Below are 22,568 nucleotides of genomic sequence, written 5' to 3' on the forward strand. Positions count from 1 at the left end.
ATGATATTTAACAAGCAGATGAGGCAGCGCTGTAAAAGATTATCAATGATCAGCATGGTCATGATACTGATCGTATCCAGTGTAGCGCTGACCCCAGGAAAGCAGCAGATTGCTAAGGCAGAACCTTCTATTCAAGTAGTAGTCAGTCAAGCCGGATATAGTGCCTCAGATTACAAAAATGCACTGGTCGTATCCGACACCGTTTTAACCGATACGTATTACCAAATTGTAAGCGTTACAAATGCAGTCTATTCCGGTACCATGACGAACGAGGGCTACTACTGGAACAAGTATGTGTACTCGATTGATTTCTCACAAATCACAACTCCAGGCACTAGTTATACAGTCAGGAGTAATGGAGTGTCCTCTTATTCATTCCCAATTGCAACGAATATATGGAGTAATTATCGAGATGAAATGACAGCCTTTTATCGTCTGCTGCGTTCTGGCGTATCGACAGAGGCTGCTTATCCTGCTGGCTATAGCAGTGTTGCTCCTTCTGCCAAGCTGTACCACGGTGCCGGACATCTGGACGATGCCAAATCAGCAGATGGTACGAAGCACTATGATCTGACTGGTAGCTGGTATGATGCAGGTGATTATGGAAAGTATGGAGGAAACCAGTGGGTAGGCGCTGAGATTGCGCTTGCTTATGTGCGCTATGCCAATCAGCCTGCTGTGCAATATGATAATGATCATAATCAGATTCCAGATCTGATTGACGAAGCCATTTTCGGTAGCGATTACCTGGTCAAGTATGCCGATCAGCTGAATGGAGAAATGTATAATTTAAAAAATAATGCTGCCTTCATTCATCCAGAGAAAGCGACCGATAACATTCCGAATACAGCTGATGATCGTAAACTGTCTGATCTGAGCGTAGGTGGATCTGCCAAATCTGCTGGTACGCTTGCAGCTACAGCAAGGGCCATTCGAATCGCGATTGCGAACGGCGCCATTCCAGCCTCCAAGCAAGCAGATATGAATACGCTCTCAGATAAGTATGAGGCAGCTGCCATCGTCTTTTACAATTACGTAGTTGCTCATCCTGATGGACCTATTGGCTCCTATTCTACAAGAGGTGGTATTCCCAATTCAAAGCTGCTCGCTGATGTAGAGCTGTATCTGCTGACTGGTGATGCAACTTATAAGAATGCAGCTTCTGCAACGATTATGGGAATGGATGAACTGGATGTCACATCAACCAACTATTGGGATATGAGTCCACTTTCTATGGCTGAGCTATATCCGGTGGCTGACTCTGCTACCCAAACACATATCCACGATCTGCTTAAAGCACAAGTGAATTATTTCTTATCCTCTATGGACGATACGCCCTATCATGTGCTCAACCAGTTCAAAAATTTTGGTGTGAATGAACCTCATGCTTCGTATTTGGGCGACATGATGAGATATTATGAATTATTTGGTGACCAAGAGGTGCTGGATGCTGTACTCAAAGGAACGTACTGGATTTTTGGTGAAAATCCTTGGAATATTAGCTGGGTATCCGGTATAGGTAATGATTATGTCGATTTCCTGCATACCCGATTTGATGAACAAGCCAATACAGCCAGTGGTACAGGTATTGTGTTACCTGGTGCGATGGTAAGCGGCCCCAATATCAAAGATACAAAGGATAAAAATAGTGTCAGCCCCTGGTATCAGGATCGCTCTCTATTCAACGACGATACAAGTCAGTGGCGCTATAATGAATTCAGTATCAGTATTCAAGCAGGCTTGTTATACACCATTATGGGCTTAAGTGCGACTGATCGTACTCCAGTTCATTCTAGTGACGCCCCCGTTCCGTTTACCATATTTTCTCCAACGATTGGTGATCGGGTACGTGGAGAAGTGACACTATTCGCCGATACCGATCCACGACTTCGTGAAGCTCAGTATAGTCCAGCAGGTACAGCAAATGGATTTCAAGCGATGACTGTACAGGCTGATGTATACAAAGCTGTGATCGATGAAAGTAACAGCGTTCCCTACTTCAATCGCCGTGTCGATGTGCGTGCACTCGATCAACAGGGCAATCGTACCTATAGCTCCACTCATTATATGGTTGCTCCACCATTACCTGATCCTTCATCTCCGCTACTGTATGACGACTTTGGTGGTAATGGTTCATGGGGAGGCTCTTCGACAAATGCAACATGGGTGAACTGGTACAATCAAAGTCGCGGCACAGGAAGCTTTTCCAAAGTTACCGTTGATGGTCGGACAGCAGGCAAATTCTCACATGTACCTGTGACCGTGGATTCTGCCGCCAAGTTCCAGCCGTGGCATGATACGGTAGATCTGACGGGCTATCAATACTTGAATGTCACACTCAAAAATCCAGGCGCTCCTTCTGTTCGCACACGTATCGAAATTTCCGACAATAACAAAACGTATAATCTGACGGGTGGATGGATAAATGTTCCTCAAGATTGGACGAAGTTACAATTCAATCTGAACACGCTATCCCCTGCCATTGATAAGAAAAATGTAAAATTAGCGATCTGGCTCAAAGAAACTACCGTTACCAATGGTGATATGCTGGTCGATGAGATTAGCGCAAGCAATATCAAGCGCGGTTCAGCCCCAACATTGACGAAGGGTACGATCAATCAGACTTCGGGAGATTCGGATACGCCATTTACATTTGATGTGACCTATACGGATGTAGACAATGATCCACCGCTCGCAGTCGAACTCTTACTGGATGGCGTGATTCACACGATGACTGCAACCGATTCAGCAGATACAACCTACACCGATGGCAAGATATACCGATATACGACCAAGCTTCCACCAGGTCAACATTCGTATTACTTCCATACGACCGATACCTTTACCAATGCAGTCAGTACTCCTGTACAGCAGCAACCATCGGTCAATCATCCGTGAAGCTTAGATCGTGACTGACTCCATCTCATCCTTATAGCTACAATCAACTAAGATATCATTGACTTGTAGCCACATCTTTTGACAAATGAATACCGAGGCAGGTCAGATCTGTTGTCATTCATCGACTACGATCTGATCTGCTTACTGGTATACCATTCTTTCAGCGGAGAAGGTGGTGGATTCAGGCTGCCCCAGCTTGTTGCATGCTCACTCAGTCGTAGCTGTAATACGCCTCCGACGATCAATTCAGAATGTGAAATCCATGCGCGATCAAGTGGCGTATTATTCCAGATTGCTTCAGCGATATAACGCGGTTTCGTTCCGTCACCAGCCCCTATACTGCCAATAATCTCAATCGTAAACGGGATCGTTGCACCCTCTTCACCAATCTGTATAATCGAAGATTGGAATAGTGGCGGTACGAGAAAATAGATATCCTGTCCCATCAGCGGATACAGTCCAATCGACGAGCAGATATAAAAGGCACTCTGACAGCCCATATCCTCATTGTCACCCAGCCCATCACGTGCCACTTGAAAATAAGTATTCAAGCATTCTCGCACACGATCTGCTGTTCGATCTGGTCGCCCTGCATATATATACAAATACGGAATATGCAGCATCGTTTCCTTGGAATAATAATGCCCTTCTTCAAAGAAGGTATCCAGATGCTTCACAAATGCCCCCGTTCCCCCATGACGCTCGATTAGACCAGCAAAATCATGATGGGTATGAAATGACCACTGCCAGCTTGTTCCTTCATAGAAATACGGATCATTCCAACAATCCGGTAAACAAACTGCTGGATCAAATGCCTCCGCCCATGTGCCATCCGAATCTTTTGGAGCAAAGCAGCGCTGCTGCTCATTCCACAGATTCCATAGCTTTTCTGAGCTTGTATAATAGCGCTCTGCTATGTCTGGCTGACCTAGCGATTGTGCTAACCTACCAATACACCAATCCTGATAGGCATATTCCATATGACGAGAGACACTATTTTTCTTCACCTTCGTCGATACATAACCTAACGACAAATAATCATCTAGGTGCCGTCCATACATCCATGTATCCGGTGAATACTGCTCGTTATTTTTGCGCATTTGTAGTAAGGCTGCTTCATAGTCAATACCAGATAGCCCTTTGAGCTTCGCTTCATTGAGTAAAATATCAGCTGAGCTTCCACCTTGAATCATCGCGCTATGTCCAGCAATCCATGCATCTGGCAACCAGCCTGTATGGGCAGCTATATCAAGCAAGCTATTCAAAATGCCTCTTTCCAGCTCTGGATCAATTAAAGTTAGCAGCGAGTTGGCATTTCGCACGCTATCCCAAAGCGCATAAATATCAGTATATTGACGCACGCCAGATACCCATCCATCATATTCATCATCCACGCCCAGATCAGAAGGCATACACCATAGCCGAGTCAAGGAGGTGTATAGCAATCGGGTATGCCGCTCACTTCCTCCTTCTACCGTGATCCGATCCAGCTTCTGTTCCCAACGATTACGTGCCTGTTGATGAATCACATCAAATTCCGCTGACGCTTCTCTCCGTAAGCTCTCACGTGCCTTGCCGATGCTAACATAGGAGATGCCGACCTTGATCTCTACTGTTCCACATCCTGCAAAGCTAGCAACTGCCCGGCAATCCTGACCATCAATAGAACGTTGCTGCACAAACTGACCGTTCTCCACAAGCACACATGCGGTAGCTGGTTGCTGAAATTGAATCGAAAAGTACACGGAATACGGATAATCATGTCCCCAGCCTCCGCGAAAATCCGATCTCCCTACCAATTCGCAATCAGATGCCTGCTCCAGGTAACCACCAATACACAGTCCCGTCGTCTCACCCGGCTGAGCACCGTCTACTTGAATCACAGAACTTGCATCTATTAACACATGAGGAATGACTCCTGGCTGAAATGTATAACGATGACAGCCCGTACGCGCGGTGCTTGTCAGCTCTACTCTAATATCACCAGGCATCAGCGTAACCCTGTAATACCCTGCTGAGGCTGTCTCGTTCTCGCGTTCATATCCTTCGGTAGGAACGCGAAGATCACCAGTGAAGGGAAGGATACCAACATTGCCGTATCTTCCTCCTCCACCTGTACCACTCACATGGGTATGACTGAACCTGATGATCGGAAGTGAACTCGCATAACCATGAGATAACTGCGGCGACGCTGTATCTGGTGATAACCGAACGATGCTATTGGGCAGATACGGCCCGCATAGACAATTGTTTTCTCCATCCACGCCGATAAAAGGATCTATCCAATCCACCTTTGCTCTATCCATCGACAATGCTCCTCCGTTCACCAAAAAATATCAGTCTTTCCCTTCAGCTTGCCTAACGCCTCTACAAAGAAATAATCACCGTAAATAATCGGTACCTCTATCTCAGCGCCCGCTGGAACACTAGCGGTGCCTCTGATAAGCAACGCTTCTTCCTGTTCATCCTCCGGTGTGTATTGTTGGAATAGCACCTGCAACGTCATGATCGCATGTTCACGATAATGCGTAGCACGTGGATCATGCTGCTGTTCAAGCAGGTAGGCAAGCTCTAATAAACCGCTTGCTGCACAAGCAGCAGCTGTAGAGTCCTTGATGTGAAGCTGTTCAGCTGGAGCACGGAAATCCCATGCGGGTACGCGCTCTATTTCCGTCTGGCTGATCCAATAATCTGCTACAGCCAGCGCCGTATCCAGATATCGCTGCTGTTCTGTATAGCGATATCCAATCGCAAAGCCGTATATTGCCCATGACGTACCACGTGACCATGCTGACTCCGGCGCGTAGCCCTGTCCTCCAAGCGCTTCTACCCGTTCACCAGTCTCTGGATCAAAGCGCACAATATGATAGACTGATCCATCAGAACGAACGAATTGCTTGATCGCCATATCACTATGCGCCATCGCCATATGTTTGAAGCGCGGATCACCGATCGTTTCACTCGCCCAGTACAGCAATCCGAGATTCATCATGCAATCAATAATGGCAAGACCTTCGCTGCCTTCGAATAACCATGCGCGTATAAACTGTCCTTTAAGATTGAAGCGACCTGCCAGATGGCTTGCCGCGATCAACGCACGACGACGAGATAATGGATTATCCGTTAATTTATAATTAGCAACAGAGGACAGACTCCATATAAAGCCATTATCATGATGAAGCTTCTCAAACTCATGCAGTAGCTCATCCAGTTGTTCCTCGCATTCTTCAGCGTGCATGCGTGCTTCTGCATCACCCGTTTCATGGAAATGCAGCCATAGCAATCCCGGCCAGAAGCCATTTGTCCAGCATTCCAGCTCACGAGCATCATATTGTCCATTAAATGAAGCGTTAGGAAAACATGCGCCAATCCGTTGTTTCATCTTGTCAAGCTTTCTGTTTGTATAGTTCCAGGCTTGATCCAGCCATTCTGTTTTCTGATTAATCATCGTTATGCTCCTTTTAATAAATTAGCCTTTGACAGCTCCAATCATTACACCTTTGACAAAATACCGCTGCACAAATGGATACACACATAAAATAGGTAAGGTGGCTACAACGATCGTCGCATATTGAAGTGTCGCGCTCACCTGTACAATCTGATCTGCTGCCGTCGTTCCCAGCATCAAGTCGGTCGAGTTGGAGATTAGAATCTCACGTAAGATCAACTGCAAGGGGAACAGTTGCCGATCTTTGAGGAATAAGGATGCGTAGAACCATCCATTCCACTTTTCCACCGTATAATATAGCGCCATAACTGCCATAACAGGCATACTGAGTGGAATAATAATACGTGCAAAGATGGTAGGATGATTCGCTCCATCAATTTTTGCCGATTCCTCCAGACTATCCGGAATCGCCAGAAAAGAGGTGCGCATTACGATCAAATTAAAGGTATTTACTGCAAATGGAATAACGAGTGACCACAGTGAATTCATTAATCCCATGCCTTTCACGACAAGATAAAATGGGATCAATCCACCTGTAAAAAACATTGTAAATACAATTAGAAAAGTGAAAAAAGGATTCCAGTATACGTTTTTGCGAGAGAGTACATACGCGGCGAGAGAGGTCACGGTCATATTCAATACCACACTCGCACAAACTACAAATAATGTATTCACATAGCCCTGCACAATAGAAGGATTAGCTAGCACCTTTGTATACGCTTCCAGATGAAAGCCATATGGAAGTAGAAGCAAGCCAGAGTGTGCCATCATCCGTGAGCCATCACTAATCGAAGCGATCAACACATAGTATAGTGGATACGCTGTTAGCAGAACTAAAACGACCATAATCCAAATGATTACCCAATCAAACATTCGTTCAGACCATGAACGCTTCATATTTCCCCTCCTTCTGTCACTTACCAGAGGCTATTTTGACTTACTCTACGGCTAATGTAATTCGCTGCCACTAGCAAGACGAGATTTAAAACAGAATTGAAAATACCGACTGCGGCACCATAGCTCCAATTGAACTCAATTAAGCCTTTTCGATACACATATGATGAGATAATATCGGCAGTATCATAGATCGACGAATTGTATAACAAAATGACTTTTTCAAAGCCCAGATTAAACAGATTGCCCATGCGCAAGATGAGCATGATCGTGATCGTTGGAAGCAGACCTGGCAACGTAATATTTAGCATTTGTCGCCAGCGTCCGGCACCATCAATACGAGCAGCTTCATATTGCTCCTGATCAATAGAGCTTAATGCCGCAATATAAATAATAGATTCCCAGCCAAATCGCTGCCAGATTTCAGACACGACATAGATCGGGCGAAAGTAAGCTGGGTTTTGTAAAAGCGATGTATCCGTACCGCCCAGCCAGACTATAATCTGTGTGATCAAGCCGCCGCTATTCGTGAAGTCTTTTACCAGTCCGCAAATAACGATCAATGAAATAAAATAAGGCATATACGTGATCGACTGCACCCAGCGCTTGAATGTGCGATTACGTAACTCATTAATAAGCAATGCCAAAATAATCGGGGCTGGAAACTCAAAGATGAGCGTGTTCACACTAAGCAGCACCGTATTTTTGAAAATTCGCCAGAAGTACAACCCCTCAAAGAAATCCCGAAAGTTCGCCAAGCCAACCCACTCGCTACCTAGAATGCCATTCGCAGGAGAATAATCTTTAAAGGCGATGATGGTTCCATACATCGGGCCATATTGAAAAATAATATAATAAGCAAGCGCTGGTAGAATCATCAGGTATAACCAGTAATTCAGCTTGAAATCTTTGCGCAGTCGTATCGCATAACTGTCTGTGACTGAACCGCCTGTTCTGCCGCGTACTTTAGCAGGCTTGGAACGACGATATGAATTCGTATCCGATGTCTGGTTCATAACCTACTCCTTTCTTAGCTGAATGCATATCATCACTCAGCGTTTGTTATAACGATCTAACGCAGCCTGCTGAATCTCAATAGCTCGGTCAATATTCAAAACTTTTAGTTTTTGCAAAAATTCGTCGTACGAGTCAATCGGCTCCGTACCGAGTACGATTTTGATTGTCGTTTCATCAACCAGTGTATTCACTTCATTGATGATCTGTGAAAATTCTGCGCTTTCCTCTGCGGTTGGTGAAATCGGTGGCAATTGATATTTGTCTACATCTGTTTTCATCCATGTTTGTACCGCTGCTTTTTGCTGTGGTAGTGCTGCATATTGCTCATAATAGCGCTTGTCTTGGATTGTAGGACCACCTGTTGCTCGTGTATACAGCGTTAAATTTTGAGCATAATTGTCCTTAATCAAGTTCGTATACGTTGGATAACCATTCTTTATCGTATAGCTGACGCCTTCCTGACCAAAGTTGAAGAACAATGCGCCTTCCTTGCTATAACCATAGTCGAGTAACTGAACGGCTAATTCTGGATTTTTGCTATTCGGCGAGATCGCAAAGTTTCCACCTGCGGGTGCCGAGAAGTCCTTCTGTCCAAACATAGGCGTATCGCCTTTATGCAGTACAGGGTATGGCGCTCCAACCAGATCCGCCTTCGGATCTTGCGCCTTTAACGCCGCAAGCCATTTACCAATTCCACCTCCGGCTAATCCATAAGATGCGCCCGATTTGCCTGAGGTCATATTGGCATCCCGAATTTTACCGTCCACGGTAGCAATATCCTTATCCAGCAAGCCTTCGGTATACCACTGATGCATCGTCGTCAGGAAATCTTTGAAGCCTGGCTCCATAGGTCCAAATTTCACTTTACCATTTTCCATATAGAAATCTCGCTTCACACCGAATGCGCCATAAAATGCACCCGTTTGTAGATCATCGAATAATCGTGGCGTGCTGACAAAGGTTAGTGGAGCAGTCGCTCCTTTTTTTTCCTTAAATGCAGTTAGTACAGTGTGCCATTCATCAATCGTGGTTGGAACCTTAAAACCAAGCTCATCCAACCAATCTTTACGTAAAATCAAACCGCCGTATGTTTTTAGGTAATCATCGCCACGAATGAATGGAAATCCATAATACGTGCCATCATCCGTTTTGATCTGCTTATCCACTTCAGGATGTTCTTTTAAGTATTGAGTCAGATTCGGTGCATATTTGGCAAATAGATCATTCAGCTTCATAATATTGCCGTCACGGATTGCTTTCTCGGGTCCACCCGGATAGTTTTGCAGAAAGTTCCATTCGATGATGTCCGTATATTCGCCAGAAGCAAACATCATATTCAATTGTTCATTCGCCTGATTAACTGCGGGTAAGACATACTTTTCCTGTACGCCTGTACGTTTGGCCAGCTCCTGTACAAAAGGGAACTCTTCTAGCGTAGACTTCACGGCGAGCTGCTGTGCAAATGGCGTTGAATCGGTCCAACGAGTGAGTACGATATCCGTTTGAATTGGATAGGAGCCGATCTTATGAGTCTTCGCGTAGTCTTCATCGGTTTTACCTGCTGTAGAGGATTGTCCACTTGAACAGCCCGCTAATAATAGCACGATTGACAGTAATCCCAATGCCCATGCCCGCCCTCTTTTGAATGAATGTGTCATTCTATTCCTCCTTGTTATATGGTTGAAGTAACACTTGCATTAGAGACGGATATACCGCAACTACCCGGCTTAAATGTAAGTGCTTACAATTGATATTTTGATAGATAAATCTACAATTTCATATACTCAATATGTCCAAAATGATATTCAATTTGAGGTTATAGCCCGGGAAATAGCGGATATCACAGAGTTTATGTCATATTGCGATATTGCCCGGGTGTGATGCCTTCGATCTTTTTGAATATGCGAATAAATGTATTGAGGTTCTGAAAACCAGCCTGACTCGCTAATTCCTCTAGTGGTATCCGTTCCTCACGTAATAATAGCTTCGCCTTCTCAATTCGGGTCTGATTAATATAGTCAAGTAACCCTTCACCCGTATGATCGCGAAATAACTTCGATAAATAAGTCGCTTTCATATCAAATGATTCGCCGATCATCGTTATATTCAGATCTGGATTGGCATAATTACGATGTACGAACTGTCTTATTTGGTTGGCAAGCTGCTCCATATCTTCACTTCGATTTTTCTGCTTGTTCTGTTCTTGCTTTGAGGCTGTATGCATACACACATCCTCCAACATGTACAAAAGGAGTTGTTTCATCTCCTTTACCGTACTTGCCCTGGTCAATGTCTCAATGGTCTGCTGATGACGACTCAAAAATACGTCCTTGCTATCACCTGACTCAATCATACTCTTAATAAAAGTGCCGATTAGATCAAACATCAGACATTTAGCAAGCTCCAGTGGCAATACCGTCTCATGCAAATTGCGCTCTACAATATCTTCCAGCAATTCGCGTGCTTTAACAGCATCGCCCACCTTCATATCATTTAATAATTGTCGTTCAATATGCAGGGGGAAATAATAATCATGGCTTTCCTGTAGTAGACGCTTTTGAGATAACTGTTCATATATCAACATATCCACATCATCTGCCACAAATTTATATTCCATCGCCACCGTTGCTTCTCGGTAGGCTTCCGCAATCCCTTCTATACCGCGGTGAATACCACTAACTGCAATCGTTAGCTCTGCTCCATATTTTTGTTTTAAAAAAAGCTGGGCTTGTTGTATACGCGCAATTAATCGCACCATCCCCTCATCAGACTCCGAATACTGAATCAGACAAGCCGTTAACTCGTCAACTTCGGCTAGATGAACCGGGCACTCCATCGCAATCATCTCCTCTAGCACATTGCTACAGATAAAATGCAGCAGGCGATTCTGTTGCTGCTCCTCCATATCTGCTGTCTTCATATGAAAAGCAGAACTCTGCTCGATATAAATGAGTAGAACAACAAACGAATCCGCATCTTTACCAATGGCTAGCGATTCTATAATTTCTTCGGTTGTCACCTGATCGCGTTCATCTATCTTGCCCTTGAGGAGCCTTGCTATAAATCCGCTACGTAACTGACTTTGCTGTCGATTCATACGTTCACTAATTCGATTATTTTCCAGCAGTGTATGAGATAGATGATCTTCAATCCAGATCAATTCATTACGATCCATCACACTCTGCTTGTTCACTCGTGTATTAAGCAAGCCGATCATACGATGAATCGGACGATAATTGCGCCGCAAAAATAAATACGTTAGCAATAGCCCACCTAACAAACTAACCGCTACGCCGTAATACATCAGCCGCTGAACGTCATTTGCTTCCTTACGTACGATTCGTTCAGGCACAATACTCACATAGGTTAGATCCGAATTACTGGAACGAATAAAATAATATCGTGCAGGTTCTCCGCTCTGATCGCTTTCGATATATCCTTTTTCTCCACTGAATTTCGCAAATTCCTTCTGAATGGACTGTCCTACTTGATCGGAGATAAGTGTACTGCCATCTCCGGTTAAGATCGATATTTTACCATCACCAAAACCACGAATACCTGAGAGCGCCTTCAATATTTGTTGCTGATCGACCATTACGACAATGGAACCAGTCGCTTGATTATGCAAATCTGCTGGTAAATGACGAATAAAGGTAACATAGTGCTTGGTCAAACCAGATTCATAATGAGCAGTCGTCGTTACAAATTGTTGCCGCTTGGTTCCATGAATGAGCTCCTTCCATTGTTTAAATGATATTCCACCCCCATCATATAGATCTTGATAGGCCATCTGAGCCGATTGGGACGTGGAAGGTCGTATCACTGTATCTGCTGGTGCCCAATAGATGAAAAAATCGTCCAGCGTTGTATATGTAGAACGAAATAGTTTTAGATTTTGAGCGACTTTATACAGCTCGTACTGATAATCGCCACGAGCAAAAGTACCCGAGTATAGTAAATTTTGTACATTCACATCACCGTAAATTTGAATGGTTAACCGCTGAATCAAATCTACGCGATTATCTACCGTCTCTTGCATTTGCTGCAATAGCGAGTCATTTGCCTTTTCGGTCTGTTGTTGTAGCGCTTTGACTGTCTCGTGGTATACCCATCCGCTAAGTAAAATAGGCAGCAATAGCACCACCATATACGATACAAACCAGGCTACGATCACACTACTGCGAAGTGTACGCCACTTTTTCAATCTCATGCATTCATCCCCTTTTTGTACAACGGGTCACATCTTCACTCGCCTACTCAAATAACTATTGTATAGGCTATTATCTCAAAAGTTCTACCATAACCTGTATTCAAAATATACAAATCAATCATCATTTTTTTGATTTCATATCCATTTTCCTATTCCGATTGGGTTTGGAGAATTGAATACGATCACCATGCAAAAAGAGATGACTCCAAATACAGATTTATATTTTACAATAAGCAGTTTGACTGCTCGGTCATCATATTCTTATTTAATTTACACTATCTATTTTGTTCAATATTGAACATTAATGTATCCAAAAATAATTATTTTCTTATTTTTCGTATTATTTTGAACATTTTTGTGTACATTTCGTGATCATTTGACTAAAATGAAAGTGAATCCAACCAGCTTTTAATGAAAAGAGGGATATTATGGAAGCGGTGCTTCGGAATCTGTTTCAGTCCCTGGCGAAGAATCCATCGGCGAATCGTATGGCGAAGAAGTATGGGCTGCGGTTTGGAGCGAAGCGGTTTGTGGCAGGTGTGACGATCGATGAAGCGGTGCAAGCGGTGCGGCAGTTGAATCTGGATGGGCGGCTGGCGACTCTGGATCATCTGGGGGAATTCATCTCAACGCGGCAGGAAGCACAGGAGTCATTGGACATGTGTCTGGCTACACTGGATGCGATTCATGAGAGCGGTGTCAAATCGAATCTGTCGCTCAAGCTGACCTCGCTTGGATTGGATATTGATCGTCAGCTCTGTCTGGATAATATGCGGCAGATTGTTGGGCGGGCGCAGCAATATGGCAACTTCGTCCGCATTGACATGGAGGATTATTCGCATTGTCAGCCTGCTATCGATCTGTATCGCGAGCTGCGCAAGTCATATGACAATGTGGGCATTGTGCTACAGGCGTATCTGTTCCGCACCGAACAGGATGTGGATGATCTGAATGAGCTTCATGCGAATCTACGTCTGGTCAAAGGGGCGTATAAGGAGCCTGCCACCGTTGCTTTTCCAGCGAAGGAGGATGTGGATGCGAACTACCGCAAGATCATTGTCCAGCATCTGACGCATGGTAACTATACCGCAATCGCTACCCATGACGAGCAGATTGTCCAGTTTGTTAAAAAGGAAGTCGCTGAGCGTGGCATTCCGCTGGAGCAATTTGAATTCCAGATGCTCTATGGAATTTGTGAGGATTTGCAAAAGCGGCTCGTTAAGGAAGGCTATAAGGTACGCGTGTATGTTCCTTACGGACGTGATTGGTTTGGCTATAATATGCGCCGACTGGCAGAGCGTCCTGCCAATGTCTGGTTTGTGATGAAAAATCTATTTCGCTAATTGCATCTCGCTAATCACATCAAAAAGCCGCTTTACCGTATGTACGAGCGCATAAGCTCACGACATGGGGCAAAACGGCTGATGCTGGATCACACGATCTCATCTTTCTAAAGCTTCTCATTTAGGAATGCATTCTATGCTACGAATCCATTCCATGCTTACTCATCTTGTTGTACAGCGTACCGCGCGAGATGCCCAGCATACGGGCGGCGATGCTTTTGTTACCGGACGCCTTGCGAATCGCTTCTTCAATCCGCTGCTTTTCTTCTTCATCCGTAATACGAGCCTTCAAGCCTTGATGCTGGATTACCGGTTCCTCATTATGGCTACGACGGATCGGCACATGCACTGGTGCAGAAGAAGGAAAATGCAGTAGCTTTTGAAAAGCATCTGGCAGCAGCTCTGGATTCAATTCATCGCCATCGCTCAAAATGACGCAGCGCTCAATAACAGCGCGTAATTCCGCTACATTACCAGGCCAATCATACCGGGCAAAGGCGAGCATCACATCGGGGGTTGGCTTCGGTAACGGTCGATGGTATTGCATCGCAAATTCGCGTAAGTACATGTGTACCAGAATCGCAATATCCTCCCTGCGTTCACGCAGCGGTGGTACAGCAATCGTGACGATTCCGAGTGCATAGTACAGCTCGGAGCTGAATTGTCCACTCGTGACCAGCTTCTCCAGATCGTGGCGGCTGGCGGCAATAATACGCGCATGAAGCGGCAATTCCTCCTGACCGCCATAGCGGCGGAACAGACGTGTTTTCAAGGCACGGTATAGCTTATTTTGCATCTCTGGTGTAAGGCGATCAATCTCATTGAGGAACAGCGTTCCTTCGCCTGCCTGCTCTAGCTTACCGGCTTCCTGAATATCCTGATTGGAATACGTACCACCGATAAAGCCGAACAGCTCGCTATCCAGCAAGCCCGGTGGAATCGCACCACAGTTTACACTTAGAAATGGCGCATCAGCATGAGCACCTGCCAGATGAATCGCACGCGCCAGCTGTTCTTTGCCAGAGCCTGTCTCGCCATATAGCAGTACAGGCGTATTCAGCTCAGCGACCTTTTTACCGATCCGAACGACCTTGCTAATGCTATGACTCTGTCCATCCAGCAGTGTAAACGGATCATTGCTACGCGGCAGTGTCTCATGAATGCTCGCCTGTGCGGTCGATAGCTCCTGATTGAGCTTAACGAGATGCGTAATATCCTGCTCGGATGCGAGCCCGCCTACGATGGTACCGGAAGCATCCATGATCGGTGACGCATTGATCAGTACATGCGTGCCTTCGGACGACTGATGATACATGTTGCGTACTTTGCGACCTTTATCCAGCACATGCAGCAGCATCAGTGATTCGGGATCAAATAGCTCGTCAATCGTGCGCCCGATGATGCGCTCATGCGGAATATGATACATTTGCGCGGCAGTATCATTCCAGCAAATGACCGTACCATCTCCATCCACCGCAGTGACTGCATCGGTTACAGTATCCAGCAGCGCATTCAGGTATTGCTCAGCACGCTGCTTCTGACGGAGTAGCTGAGCTGCCAATCGTTTCGCACATAGCCAGCCCTGCGGCGTCCCATCTGCACTTGTTACGATCATCGGACGAGCTAACGAGGTCGGCAATTGCGCTAGCGTCATATATGTGTAGCTAGCATCCTGCCAGTTCGCAGGCTGAAGCACCGCAGAGGGCTCAAAGCAGCTCACACCAGCAGCCAGATCACCATGCCATTGACGCCAGAAGCGCAGATCTGTTCTCGTAAACACATAATGCTCCATCCCCTGCTGGAGCCATACTGCTGGTTCGGATTCCAGCAGATGCAGCAGGTCATCACGATCATGCTCGGGCTGTAGCTGTGTCCATTGCTTCTCTATTTGAAGCTGTTCATTATTGAACATGATAACCTCTCACTTCATGTTATTTTGTATTCATTTTACATGAGCGCCTGTCCGGTTACAACCGCTTCAATGCTTGTCAGTATAGTAAAATTACCGTTCTCACGCTTTTCGTACATGTTTTGTTCACTTGCCCTTTGTTCACTTACCAACCGAATTGAACAGTGATGGTCGATAGGCTATCCGATGCTTGCCCATTTTGAAAGGAGAACTGACCATGAATAAAATGACGGATATCAAACCTTTTGCGAATGAGCCATTTACTGATTTTAGCCAGCCTGCCCATCGTGATGCGATGAAGGCTTCACTCCAGCGGATCACGCAGCAGCTAGGACGGAAAATTCCGCTGCATATCGGATCGGATACAATCTTCACCGACGACGTGATCACTTCGATCAATCCAGGGCAAACAGATCAGACGATCGGACTGGTGAGCAAAGCCAATCAGCAGCTTGCTGAGCAAGCGATGCAGACCGCGCTGGAAACGTTTGAGCAATGGAAAAAGGTGCCTGCATCCGAGCGTGCCGACTATCTGTTCAAAGCAGCAGCACTTATGCGTCAGCGCAAGCATGATTTCTCCGCGATGATGATTATGGAATCCGGTAAAAACTATGCCGAAGCAGATGCAGATACAGCGGAAGCGATTGATTTTATGGAGTTCTATGCACGGGAAATGCTACGTCTGGACAGCATCAATGAAACGCAGCCGTTAACGCCAGTCGCTGGTGAGCAAAACCGTCTGACCTATATTCCGCTCGGTGTCGGCATCGTGATCCCGCCGTGGAACTTCCCACTCGCGATCTGTGTCGGCATGACGACAGCAGCAATCGTATCCGGCAATACCGTGCTGCTCAAGCCAGCCTCCACCACACCGGTAATTGCGCATATGTTCGTCGAGTTGATGGAAGAGATCGGCTTGCCACCGGGTGTTATTAACTATGTACCAGGCAGTGGCGCTGAGGTTGGGGACTACTTGACGACCCATCCAAAGACACGCTTCGTTAGCTTCACTGGCTCCAAGGAGGTTGGTCTGCGCATTAGCAAGCTATCTGCCGATACCGCCGATGGTCAGATCTGGATCAAACGTCTTGTCGCTGAAATGGGCGGTAAAGATGGCATCGTCGTTGATGAAACGGCAGATTTGGATGCAGCAGCGCAAGCGATTGTCGCGTCTGCCTTTGGCTTTCAGGGACAAAAATGCTCCGCAGGCTCACGCGCAGTCATCGTGCAATCGGTATATGATGAAGTCGTACGCAAGGTTACTGAGCTGACAGGCAAGCTATCAATTGGTTTACCTGAGGACAACTATCCAGTAGGGCCGGTGATCGATCAAGCTTCCTGCGATAAAATTATGAGCTATATCGAGATTGGCAAATCCGAAGGTCGTCTGCTCACAGGGGGACAGCGTGCAGAAGGAAACGGCTACTATATCCAGCCAACCGTTATTGCGGATGTGAAGCGCGATGCACGTATTATGCAGGAGGAAATTTTCGGCCCTGTACTGGCACTATGCCCAGCAGCAGACTATCGCGAAGCTATCGATATTTACAATGATACTGAGTTTGGCTTGACCGGGTCTTTCTTCTCCAAGGATGAAGCACGTATTGCCGAAGCACTGGAAGTGATGCATTGCGGCAATCTGTATATTAATCGGAAATGTACAGGCGCGCTGGTCGGAGCGCATCCATTTGGCGGATTCAATATGTCGGGGACAGACTCCAAAGCAGGTGGGCATGATTACTTGCTGCTGTTCACGCAGGCGAAGCTAACTTCGCGCAAGCTGGGGTAATGGACGGCTTGGCGTTGAGTGCTCATCGCTGAAGGATATCTAGCAGATGCTTAGTTAGCACATAGCTAGCAGTGATCGGGTACAGACTGACATCAGTAGGCAAGGTACGTTGGATTAGAAATGATGTCGGGTATTAAAATTAAAACAGCGTTGCATCCTTTGAAAGTAGGAGGTGCAACGCTGTTTTTGGTTATGATTCGCTTTATGGACGACTTTACAAATGGCTTTAAGAATTTTTTTATGAATTGCCTCATCAATTGATTCGTAAGTTGATTCGTAAATGGTAGTAGCTTATAGCAATAACTCCATCGCTGCGCGCTCTTGATGTGCAATTTCTACTAACAGCTCGGAGGCTTGCCGCAGGGGTTGCTCTTCGCCTGTTTTGCCTGCTTGATCGATCAATGTGGAGACATCTACCCATAATGGAGCGATCTGTACGAACGTATGATAAGCTTGCTCGATTGGAGAATCAGCCAGAAGATCGATGCATTCTCGCAGGAAATCCCGATATAGATTCCGAAATAAGGCACCTCCTGTTCCGGCTCGCTCCATCAGCATAGCCGTCAGGCAGAAGTGATACTCGATATCAGTTGTGCGTGCCTGCCAATTCCGTATTTCTTTGCTCATTTTAATAATGCCTGCATTGCCGATATTGCGTATGGGAGCGTTCAGGTAGCTAAGGGCATTGCTGGTGAGCGCTTTGCGGATCACGGGCGCAAGCGGTGGTACTGGGTGTATCGATTCCAGTGTAAAGGAACGATTGCGCGAGCTCATGAAGCCTTTGGCGCTTCTGGCGGCAGACAGGCTGGTGCGTTTCGTTTGGACTAAGCCGCCCTGTTGCCTGGTATCTGCCATATAAGCATTCTCGTCATCAAAGCCATATATCACTGCATAATGACCAGCAAAATGAACCTTGTTTGTAAAATAATCAAGGTAATAGGAATCTAATTTTAATGCGACTGGGATTCCGCGTTCGATAGGAGCCTGTACGTGTTGCCACGCTTTGGAGATGGATGACGTTTCGTGTACCTTGATCGTTAATCCAAGTCCTTCGGCAAGGCTGGTGATCAATGTATCTGGCTTCGTTCTGCCGCCGATAAAAGGAAATTCCATCGCTTTCGAATCCCAATAGATGAATCCAAGTCCTTGCCCGAGCCCGAACAGCATCGGCTCCGACAGATGGATACCCGCATGCTGCAATATATTTCCAATTGCAGTTGTCTCGCAATGATCGCCCTCATATGGTGTAAAGCCATCAATCATCATCGTCCGATCGCCCCTCACCCTCATATGCTCCTCACGTCTACAACGCTGGCTGCAAGCCCTGCTCGATCCAATCCTCTCGGGTTGGCCCATATATGCTCGGCACGCGTAGCCCAGCCTGACGCATCAGCACAGACATTTGTCCGCGATGGTGGATTTCGTGGGCGATCACGGCACGTAATGTTAATCCATTACTCCACGGTTCACCATACATGTCGCTTATGTCAGCGAGATTCGCATCGGTCCATTGCTGCTGAATAGCTTCCAGCAGTGCCTGCGATACCAGCCGATAAGCATTAGCAATTTGAACAGCGGAGGCAGGTGCCTTTTCCCCACCTTCGGGTGCAGCAAATACAAGTCCGGTACGGGATACCATCTCATGAATCGTTGTCGTGATGTGCCAGCCGATCTGTCCGAGCGGTCGGATATTCGACTCACTTCCTTGATCCAGTGAAGCATCTGTAAGTGCATCAAGTACACGCTGCGTGCATGCTGATACACTGCTCCATTCGTCTACAAAAGCCTGAATTGTCGTAAACATCATATTCCTCCTCTGGGATAGCGCCATGAATCAGCGGGATATAATCCCATTGTAAAGAACCTCCACTGACATCTGTGTGTCAGTGTTTTGTCGTATACAGCGCTACAATTTGCTGCGCTTTTTCTTTGACAATATTCGCAATGTGAGGGGGCTCTATAATACGCAGACTTGCCCCGTAGCTGAGCAGCATGTGATATAGCCAGCTGCCTTCCGGTTGTCGTGAGTTGATCAGCAGCGTTCCGTCGGGCTGGGTGCCGATCTGCTCAGCACCAAAATAATCCTCTGCCTGCGCACGTGCCTCCGGCTGTAGCTGCAAAATCAGATTCACGTAATGAGACGAGCCTTGCTCAGCCTGCCCATAGCTAAGCGTCATAACGGGTTCCGGTCGGCGTATAAAGGACTCGGGTAATTGCTCCATTTCCTTCATTCGAGATAAGCGAAAAATACGAAATTCCTGCCGTAGCAAGCAAAACGCATGCATATACCAGCTAAAGCCTTTCATCACGATCGTCATAGGCTCTACTGTGCGCGAGGACAATCGACTCTGCGAGTCGGTATAGACGAAGCGTAGCAGGCTCCGTTGACGAATGGCGTTGCGAATCGAGTGAAGCTTATCCTTGTCCCTACTCGTGCACCATGGATTGGCATCGATGACAAACTGATTGTTCAGCTCATTCAGGGTAGTGTGCTCTGATTTGGCTACAAGCGCGCCTACCTTGTCCAGCAGTACACTGGTTTCCTGCTCGCCAACGCCGACGGAGATTCCTTTCAAACCGATAATGATCGATTGCAATTCCTCGATTGATAGAAACTGTCGATCCAGTCGATATTGATCCATAATCTCATAGCCTCCATTTGCACCGGCATGAGACAGAATAGGGATACCTGCCTGAGTGATCGTTTCTACGTCTCGATAGACGGTTCGGAGTGAAATTTCGAAGCGTTCGGAGAGCTCTCTGGCGCTAATGCGTTTGCGATTGAGTAGCAGCATGGTGATGGCGAGAAGGCGATATAGTTTCAACTGAATGTGCTCCTTTCGTGTACTCTGTCTATGGCTTGAAGCAAAGCGATGCAATTCAATTCAATTCAATTCAAGGATGAGTATGATCTACAGTGTGGGGCTTGCAGACTCCACTTCAGACCGGGAATATGCCAACGACCTTCGGTTAAGCCGGGATACTTGAATGGTGGGTAAGCGGTTGTATCCCGGCTTAAAGGGCGGTCTTTTGGCATATTTCCCGGTCTTCCGTTTGGCGTAGGTTGGTATTATGGCGTTCTTGCAATTGAATGTATAGCGCTCCTGTAGTTGCTAGATTACGTTTGGGTTTACATTTTGGAGTGCGCAAGCTAAGACGTAGATGTACATGTTATAGATGTATATGTCGTTAGATTACAGGATGATTAAAGTTTGGATTAAGATTGAGTTTGGACTGAGCTTCACTTTGTTGGGTGTGAGATTGAGTTTGTGATTGTTTGGATTGAATTTTGTTTTGAGTGTGTTCGCTGGCGCTTCCTCTAAGTTTTGTAAGGAGTCCGTATACGTTATGATCGTGTTTTGAATTCATGGTGTCCCTGCTGGATACAGTTTTGCTATAGGTTATGTATGTACTCTGTATATGTTTTGTAAAGATTTCGTAAAGGGTCTATAGGCTTGATTGTCCTGTGCTATGATCGGTGGGATATGGGATGTATGGTAGGGAGTCTTTCTTTATTTTATCGCGTGCAGATGAATCTGCAATACATATAAAAGGGGCTATGGCATGGAGCTTAGGAATGTGGAGCTACAGAAAGGGCGGCAAGGGCGAATAAAGCGGCTGCTGGAAATTGGGATGGTGTCGACTCGGCTTGGGCTGACGTCTTTTGGGGGACCGATTGCGCATCTGGGATATTTTCATGAGGAATATGTGCGGCGGCGGAAATGGCTGAATGAGCAGCAATATGCGGAGTTGGTGGCACTGTGTCAGTTTTTGCCGGGGCCTGCGAGCAGTCAGGTGGGGATCGGTATTGGGGTAATTCGTGCAGGCATACTGGGAGGCATCGTGTCCTTTTTAGGATTTACTTTGCCTTCGGTTATTGCGCTGATGATATTTGCCTTGATTGTACAGCAGGTGTCGGTAGAGGGTACAGGCTGGCTACATGGATTAAAGCTAGTTGCGGTTGCCATTGTCGCTCAAGCTATTCTCGGCATGGCACCTAAGCTCACACCTGATCTAAAACGGAAAGCAATCGCTTTGCTCGCCATGGTGGCAGTCTTATTGTGGCAAACGGTGTATACACAGCTTATTGTTATCGCATTAGCGGGCTTGATCGGATATATCGTCTATCGACAACAAGCTGTCGCTTCAGCTGAAGGTATTCACTTTCCGATATCACGCACAATTGGCGTGACTTGTCTGCTCGCATTCTTTGCCTTGCTAGCTCTATTGCCTGTCTTACGGGAGCTAACGTCGCTGCACTGGGTAGCGATGATCGATCGCTTTTACCGTGCGGGCTCGCTTGTATTTGGTGGTGGGCATGTTGTGTTGCCGCTGCTGGAACGTGAATTTGTACCCAATGGACAGCTTAGCGAGCAGGCTTTTCTGGCTGGATACGGGGCAACGCAGGCGGTTCCGGGGCCGCTTTTTACGTTTGCTGCGTATCTGGGCACGGTGATGGAAGGCTGGTCTGGTGGAATCATAGCGACGGTAGCGATTTTCCTGCCTGCCTTTTTGCTCGTGCTTGGTGCACTGCCATTCTGGAATGATCTGCGCCATAATGCTGCGATTCAGGGAGCCTTTATGGGTGTAAATGCCGCTGTAGTAGGGATTCTGATCGCTGCCTGGTATGATCCGATCTGGACCAGCTCTATCCGCCAGCCGATCGATTTTGCATTTGCAGCGATTCTATTCAGTATGCTTGTATTCTGGAAGCTACCGCCCTGGATGGTGGTTATTGCCGGAGCCGGTGGTGGCTGGCTTTTATCGTTAATTATTCACAATTGAGTTCACTTATCTGACATGAAAATTAAAATAAAGCTGAATCCTAAATTTTACGTCAATTATATTGACACCAAACAACCAATCCGTTACTGTTAATGTAGATTTCGTGCACACAATGATGTGTGTAACGATACATGCGGCAATGACGCCCTTTTTCCATTGGTATGCTATGCGCACCTGCGTATCCTAGCGATCTGGAAAAGGGGCTTTTTTCATTTTCTGATATAGCAGATGACATGATACAGGACAGATAATGATACAAAACAGATAGAGACATC

The 22,568-nt window shown here is 46.3% G+C and carries 14 protein-coding genes; 4 read left to right on the forward strand and 10 right to left on the reverse strand.

Translation table 11 applies throughout. The annotated features are described in order from the left end of the window. Entirely contained in the window at positions 1 to 2,898 is a 2,898-nt protein-coding gene (locus tag SK066_RS18195; protein ID WP_320542519.1) for a glycoside hydrolase family 9 protein, read from the forward strand. A gap of 125 nt (positions 2,899 to 3,023) precedes the next feature. On the opposite strand, the gene SK066_RS18200 is transcribed toward SK066_RS18195, so the two are convergent. The 6 genes from SK066_RS18200 to SK066_RS18225 form a co-directional block, all read right to left on the reverse strand. Then, positions 3,024 to 5,204 (reverse strand): GH92 family glycosyl hydrolase, encoded by a 2,181-nt coding sequence (locus SK066_RS18200; RefSeq protein ID WP_320542520.1) that lies wholly within the window; start codon positions 5,202 to 5,204, stop codon positions 3,024 to 3,026. Positions 5,205 to 5,221: 17 nt separating this feature from the next. Next, positions 5,222 to 6,346 carry a glycoside hydrolase family protein gene (locus tag SK066_RS18205; RefSeq protein ID WP_320542521.1) on the reverse strand — a complete coding sequence of 375 codons (1,125 nt, stop codon included), beginning with the start codon at positions 6,344 to 6,346 and terminating at the stop codon, positions 5,222 to 5,224. A 21-nt stretch (positions 6,347 to 6,367) separates the two neighbouring features. Beyond that, the gene (locus SK066_RS18210; protein WP_188773491.1) at positions 6,368 to 7,243 is read right to left on the reverse strand and encodes a carbohydrate ABC transporter permease; all 876 of its coding nucleotides are present in this window, start codon (positions 7,241 to 7,243) and stop codon (positions 6,368 to 6,370) included. 20 nt (positions 7,244 to 7,263) lie between these two features. Continuing rightward, complete coding sequence (locus SK066_RS18215) at positions 7,264 to 8,118, reverse strand: ABC transporter permease (RefSeq protein ID WP_229685580.1); 855 nt, start codon at positions 8,116 to 8,118, stop codon at positions 7,264 to 7,266. Between the two features lie 174 nt (positions 8,119 to 8,292). After that, positions 8,293 to 9,915 carry an extracellular solute-binding protein gene (locus tag SK066_RS18220; RefSeq protein WP_320542522.1) on the reverse strand — a complete coding sequence of 541 codons (1,623 nt, stop codon included), beginning with the start codon at positions 9,913 to 9,915 and terminating at the stop codon, positions 8,293 to 8,295. A gap of 191 nt (positions 9,916 to 10,106) precedes the next feature. Next, positions 10,107 to 12,467: a response regulator transcription factor gene (locus SK066_RS18225; protein WP_188773488.1), complete on the reverse strand. Its 2,361-nt coding sequence runs from the start codon at positions 12,465 to 12,467 to the stop codon at positions 10,107 to 10,109. A gap of 428 nt (positions 12,468 to 12,895) precedes the next feature. Between SK066_RS18225 and SK066_RS18230 the strand changes: the two genes are divergently transcribed. Further along, positions 12,896 to 13,810 (forward strand): proline dehydrogenase, encoded by a 915-nt coding sequence (locus SK066_RS18230; RefSeq protein WP_320542523.1) that lies wholly within the window; start codon positions 12,896 to 12,898, stop codon positions 13,808 to 13,810. Positions 13,811 to 13,949: 139 nt separating this feature from the next. Here SK066_RS18230 and SK066_RS18235 read toward each other — a convergent pair whose 3' ends face one another. Continuing rightward, positions 13,950 to 15,722: a sigma-54 interaction domain-containing protein gene (locus SK066_RS18235; RefSeq protein ID WP_320542524.1), complete on the reverse strand. Its 1,773-nt coding sequence runs from the start codon at positions 15,720 to 15,722 to the stop codon at positions 13,950 to 13,952. Positions 15,723 to 15,936: 214 nt separating this feature from the next. Here SK066_RS18235 and pruA point away from each other — a divergent pair, with 214 nt between their 5' ends. Continuing rightward, entirely contained in the window at positions 15,937 to 17,508 is a 1,572-nt protein-coding gene (gene pruA / locus SK066_RS18240) for an L-glutamate gamma-semialdehyde dehydrogenase (RefSeq protein WP_320542525.1), read from the forward strand. Between the two features lie 291 nt (positions 17,509 to 17,799). On the opposite strand, the gene SK066_RS18245 is transcribed toward pruA, so the two are convergent. From SK066_RS18245 to SK066_RS18255, 3 genes are all read right to left on the reverse strand, one after another. Next, positions 17,800 to 18,774, reverse strand: coding sequence for a BtrH N-terminal domain-containing protein (locus SK066_RS18245; protein ID WP_320544920.1), 975 nt, complete (start codon positions 18,772 to 18,774; stop codon positions 17,800 to 17,802). Positions 18,775 to 18,811: 37 nt separating this feature from the next. Further along, positions 18,812 to 19,315 (reverse strand): DinB family protein, encoded by a 504-nt coding sequence (locus SK066_RS18250; protein WP_320542526.1) that lies wholly within the window; start codon positions 19,313 to 19,315, stop codon positions 18,812 to 18,814. A 76-nt stretch (positions 19,316 to 19,391) separates the two neighbouring features. Then, positions 19,392 to 20,333 carry a helix-turn-helix transcriptional regulator gene (locus SK066_RS18255; protein WP_320542527.1) on the reverse strand — a complete coding sequence of 314 codons (942 nt, stop codon included), beginning with the start codon at positions 20,331 to 20,333 and terminating at the stop codon, positions 19,392 to 19,394. 739 nt (positions 20,334 to 21,072) lie between these two features. Between SK066_RS18255 and SK066_RS18260 the strand changes: the two genes are divergently transcribed. Beyond that, a complete protein-coding gene (locus tag SK066_RS18260; RefSeq protein WP_320542528.1) occupies positions 21,073 to 22,293 on the forward strand; it encodes a chromate transporter in 1,221 nt (406 codons plus the stop codon). Positions 22,294 to 22,568: the final 275 nt, after the last annotated feature.

The sequence above is a fragment of the Paenibacillus hunanensis genome, from assembly GCF_034055775.1.
Classification (GTDB): Bacteria; Bacillota; Bacilli; order Paenibacillales; family Paenibacillaceae; genus Saccharibacillus; species Saccharibacillus hunanensis.

Coding starts and splice junctions, on each gene's coding strand:
- SK066_RS18195 (WP_320542519.1), top strand. CDS start 1: ATGATATTTAACAAGCAGATGAGGCAGCGCTGTAAAAGATTATCAATG.
- SK066_RS18200 (WP_320542520.1), bottom strand. CDS start 5,204: ATGGATAGAGCAAAGGTGGATTGGATAGATCCTTTTATCGGCGTGGAT.
- SK066_RS18205 (WP_320542521.1), bottom strand. CDS start 6,346: ATGATTAATCAGAAAACAGAATGGCTGGATCAAGCCTGGAACTATACA.
- SK066_RS18210 (WP_188773491.1), bottom strand. CDS start 7,243: ATGAAGCGTTCATGGTCTGAACGAATGTTTGATTGGGTAATCATTTGG.
- SK066_RS18215 (WP_229685580.1), bottom strand. CDS start 8,118: ATGATTCTACCAGCGCTTGCTTATTATATTATTTTTCAATATGGCCCG.
- SK066_RS18220 (WP_320542522.1), bottom strand. CDS start 9,915: ATGACACATTCATTCAAAAGAGGGCGGGCATGGGCATTGGGATTACTG.
- SK066_RS18225 (WP_188773488.1), bottom strand. CDS start 12,467: ATGAGATTGAAAAAGTGGCGTACACTTCGCAGTAGTGTGATCGTAGCC.
- SK066_RS18230 (WP_320542523.1), top strand. CDS start 12,896: ATGGAAGCGGTGCTTCGGAATCTGTTTCAGTCCCTGGCGAAGAATCCA.
- SK066_RS18235 (WP_320542524.1), bottom strand. CDS start 15,722: ATGTTCAATAATGAACAGCTTCAAATAGAGAAGCAATGGACACAGCTA.
- pruA (WP_320542525.1), top strand. CDS start 15,937: ATGAATAAAATGACGGATATCAAACCTTTTGCGAATGAGCCATTTACT.
- SK066_RS18245 (WP_320544920.1), bottom strand. CDS start 18,774: ATGATGATTGATGGCTTTACACCATATGAGGGCGATCATTGCGAGACA.
- SK066_RS18250 (WP_320542526.1), bottom strand. CDS start 19,315: ATGATGTTTACGACAATTCAGGCTTTTGTAGACGAATGGAGCAGTGTA.
- SK066_RS18260 (WP_320542528.1), top strand. CDS start 21,073: ATGGAGCTTAGGAATGTGGAGCTACAGAAAGGGCGGCAAGGGCGAATA.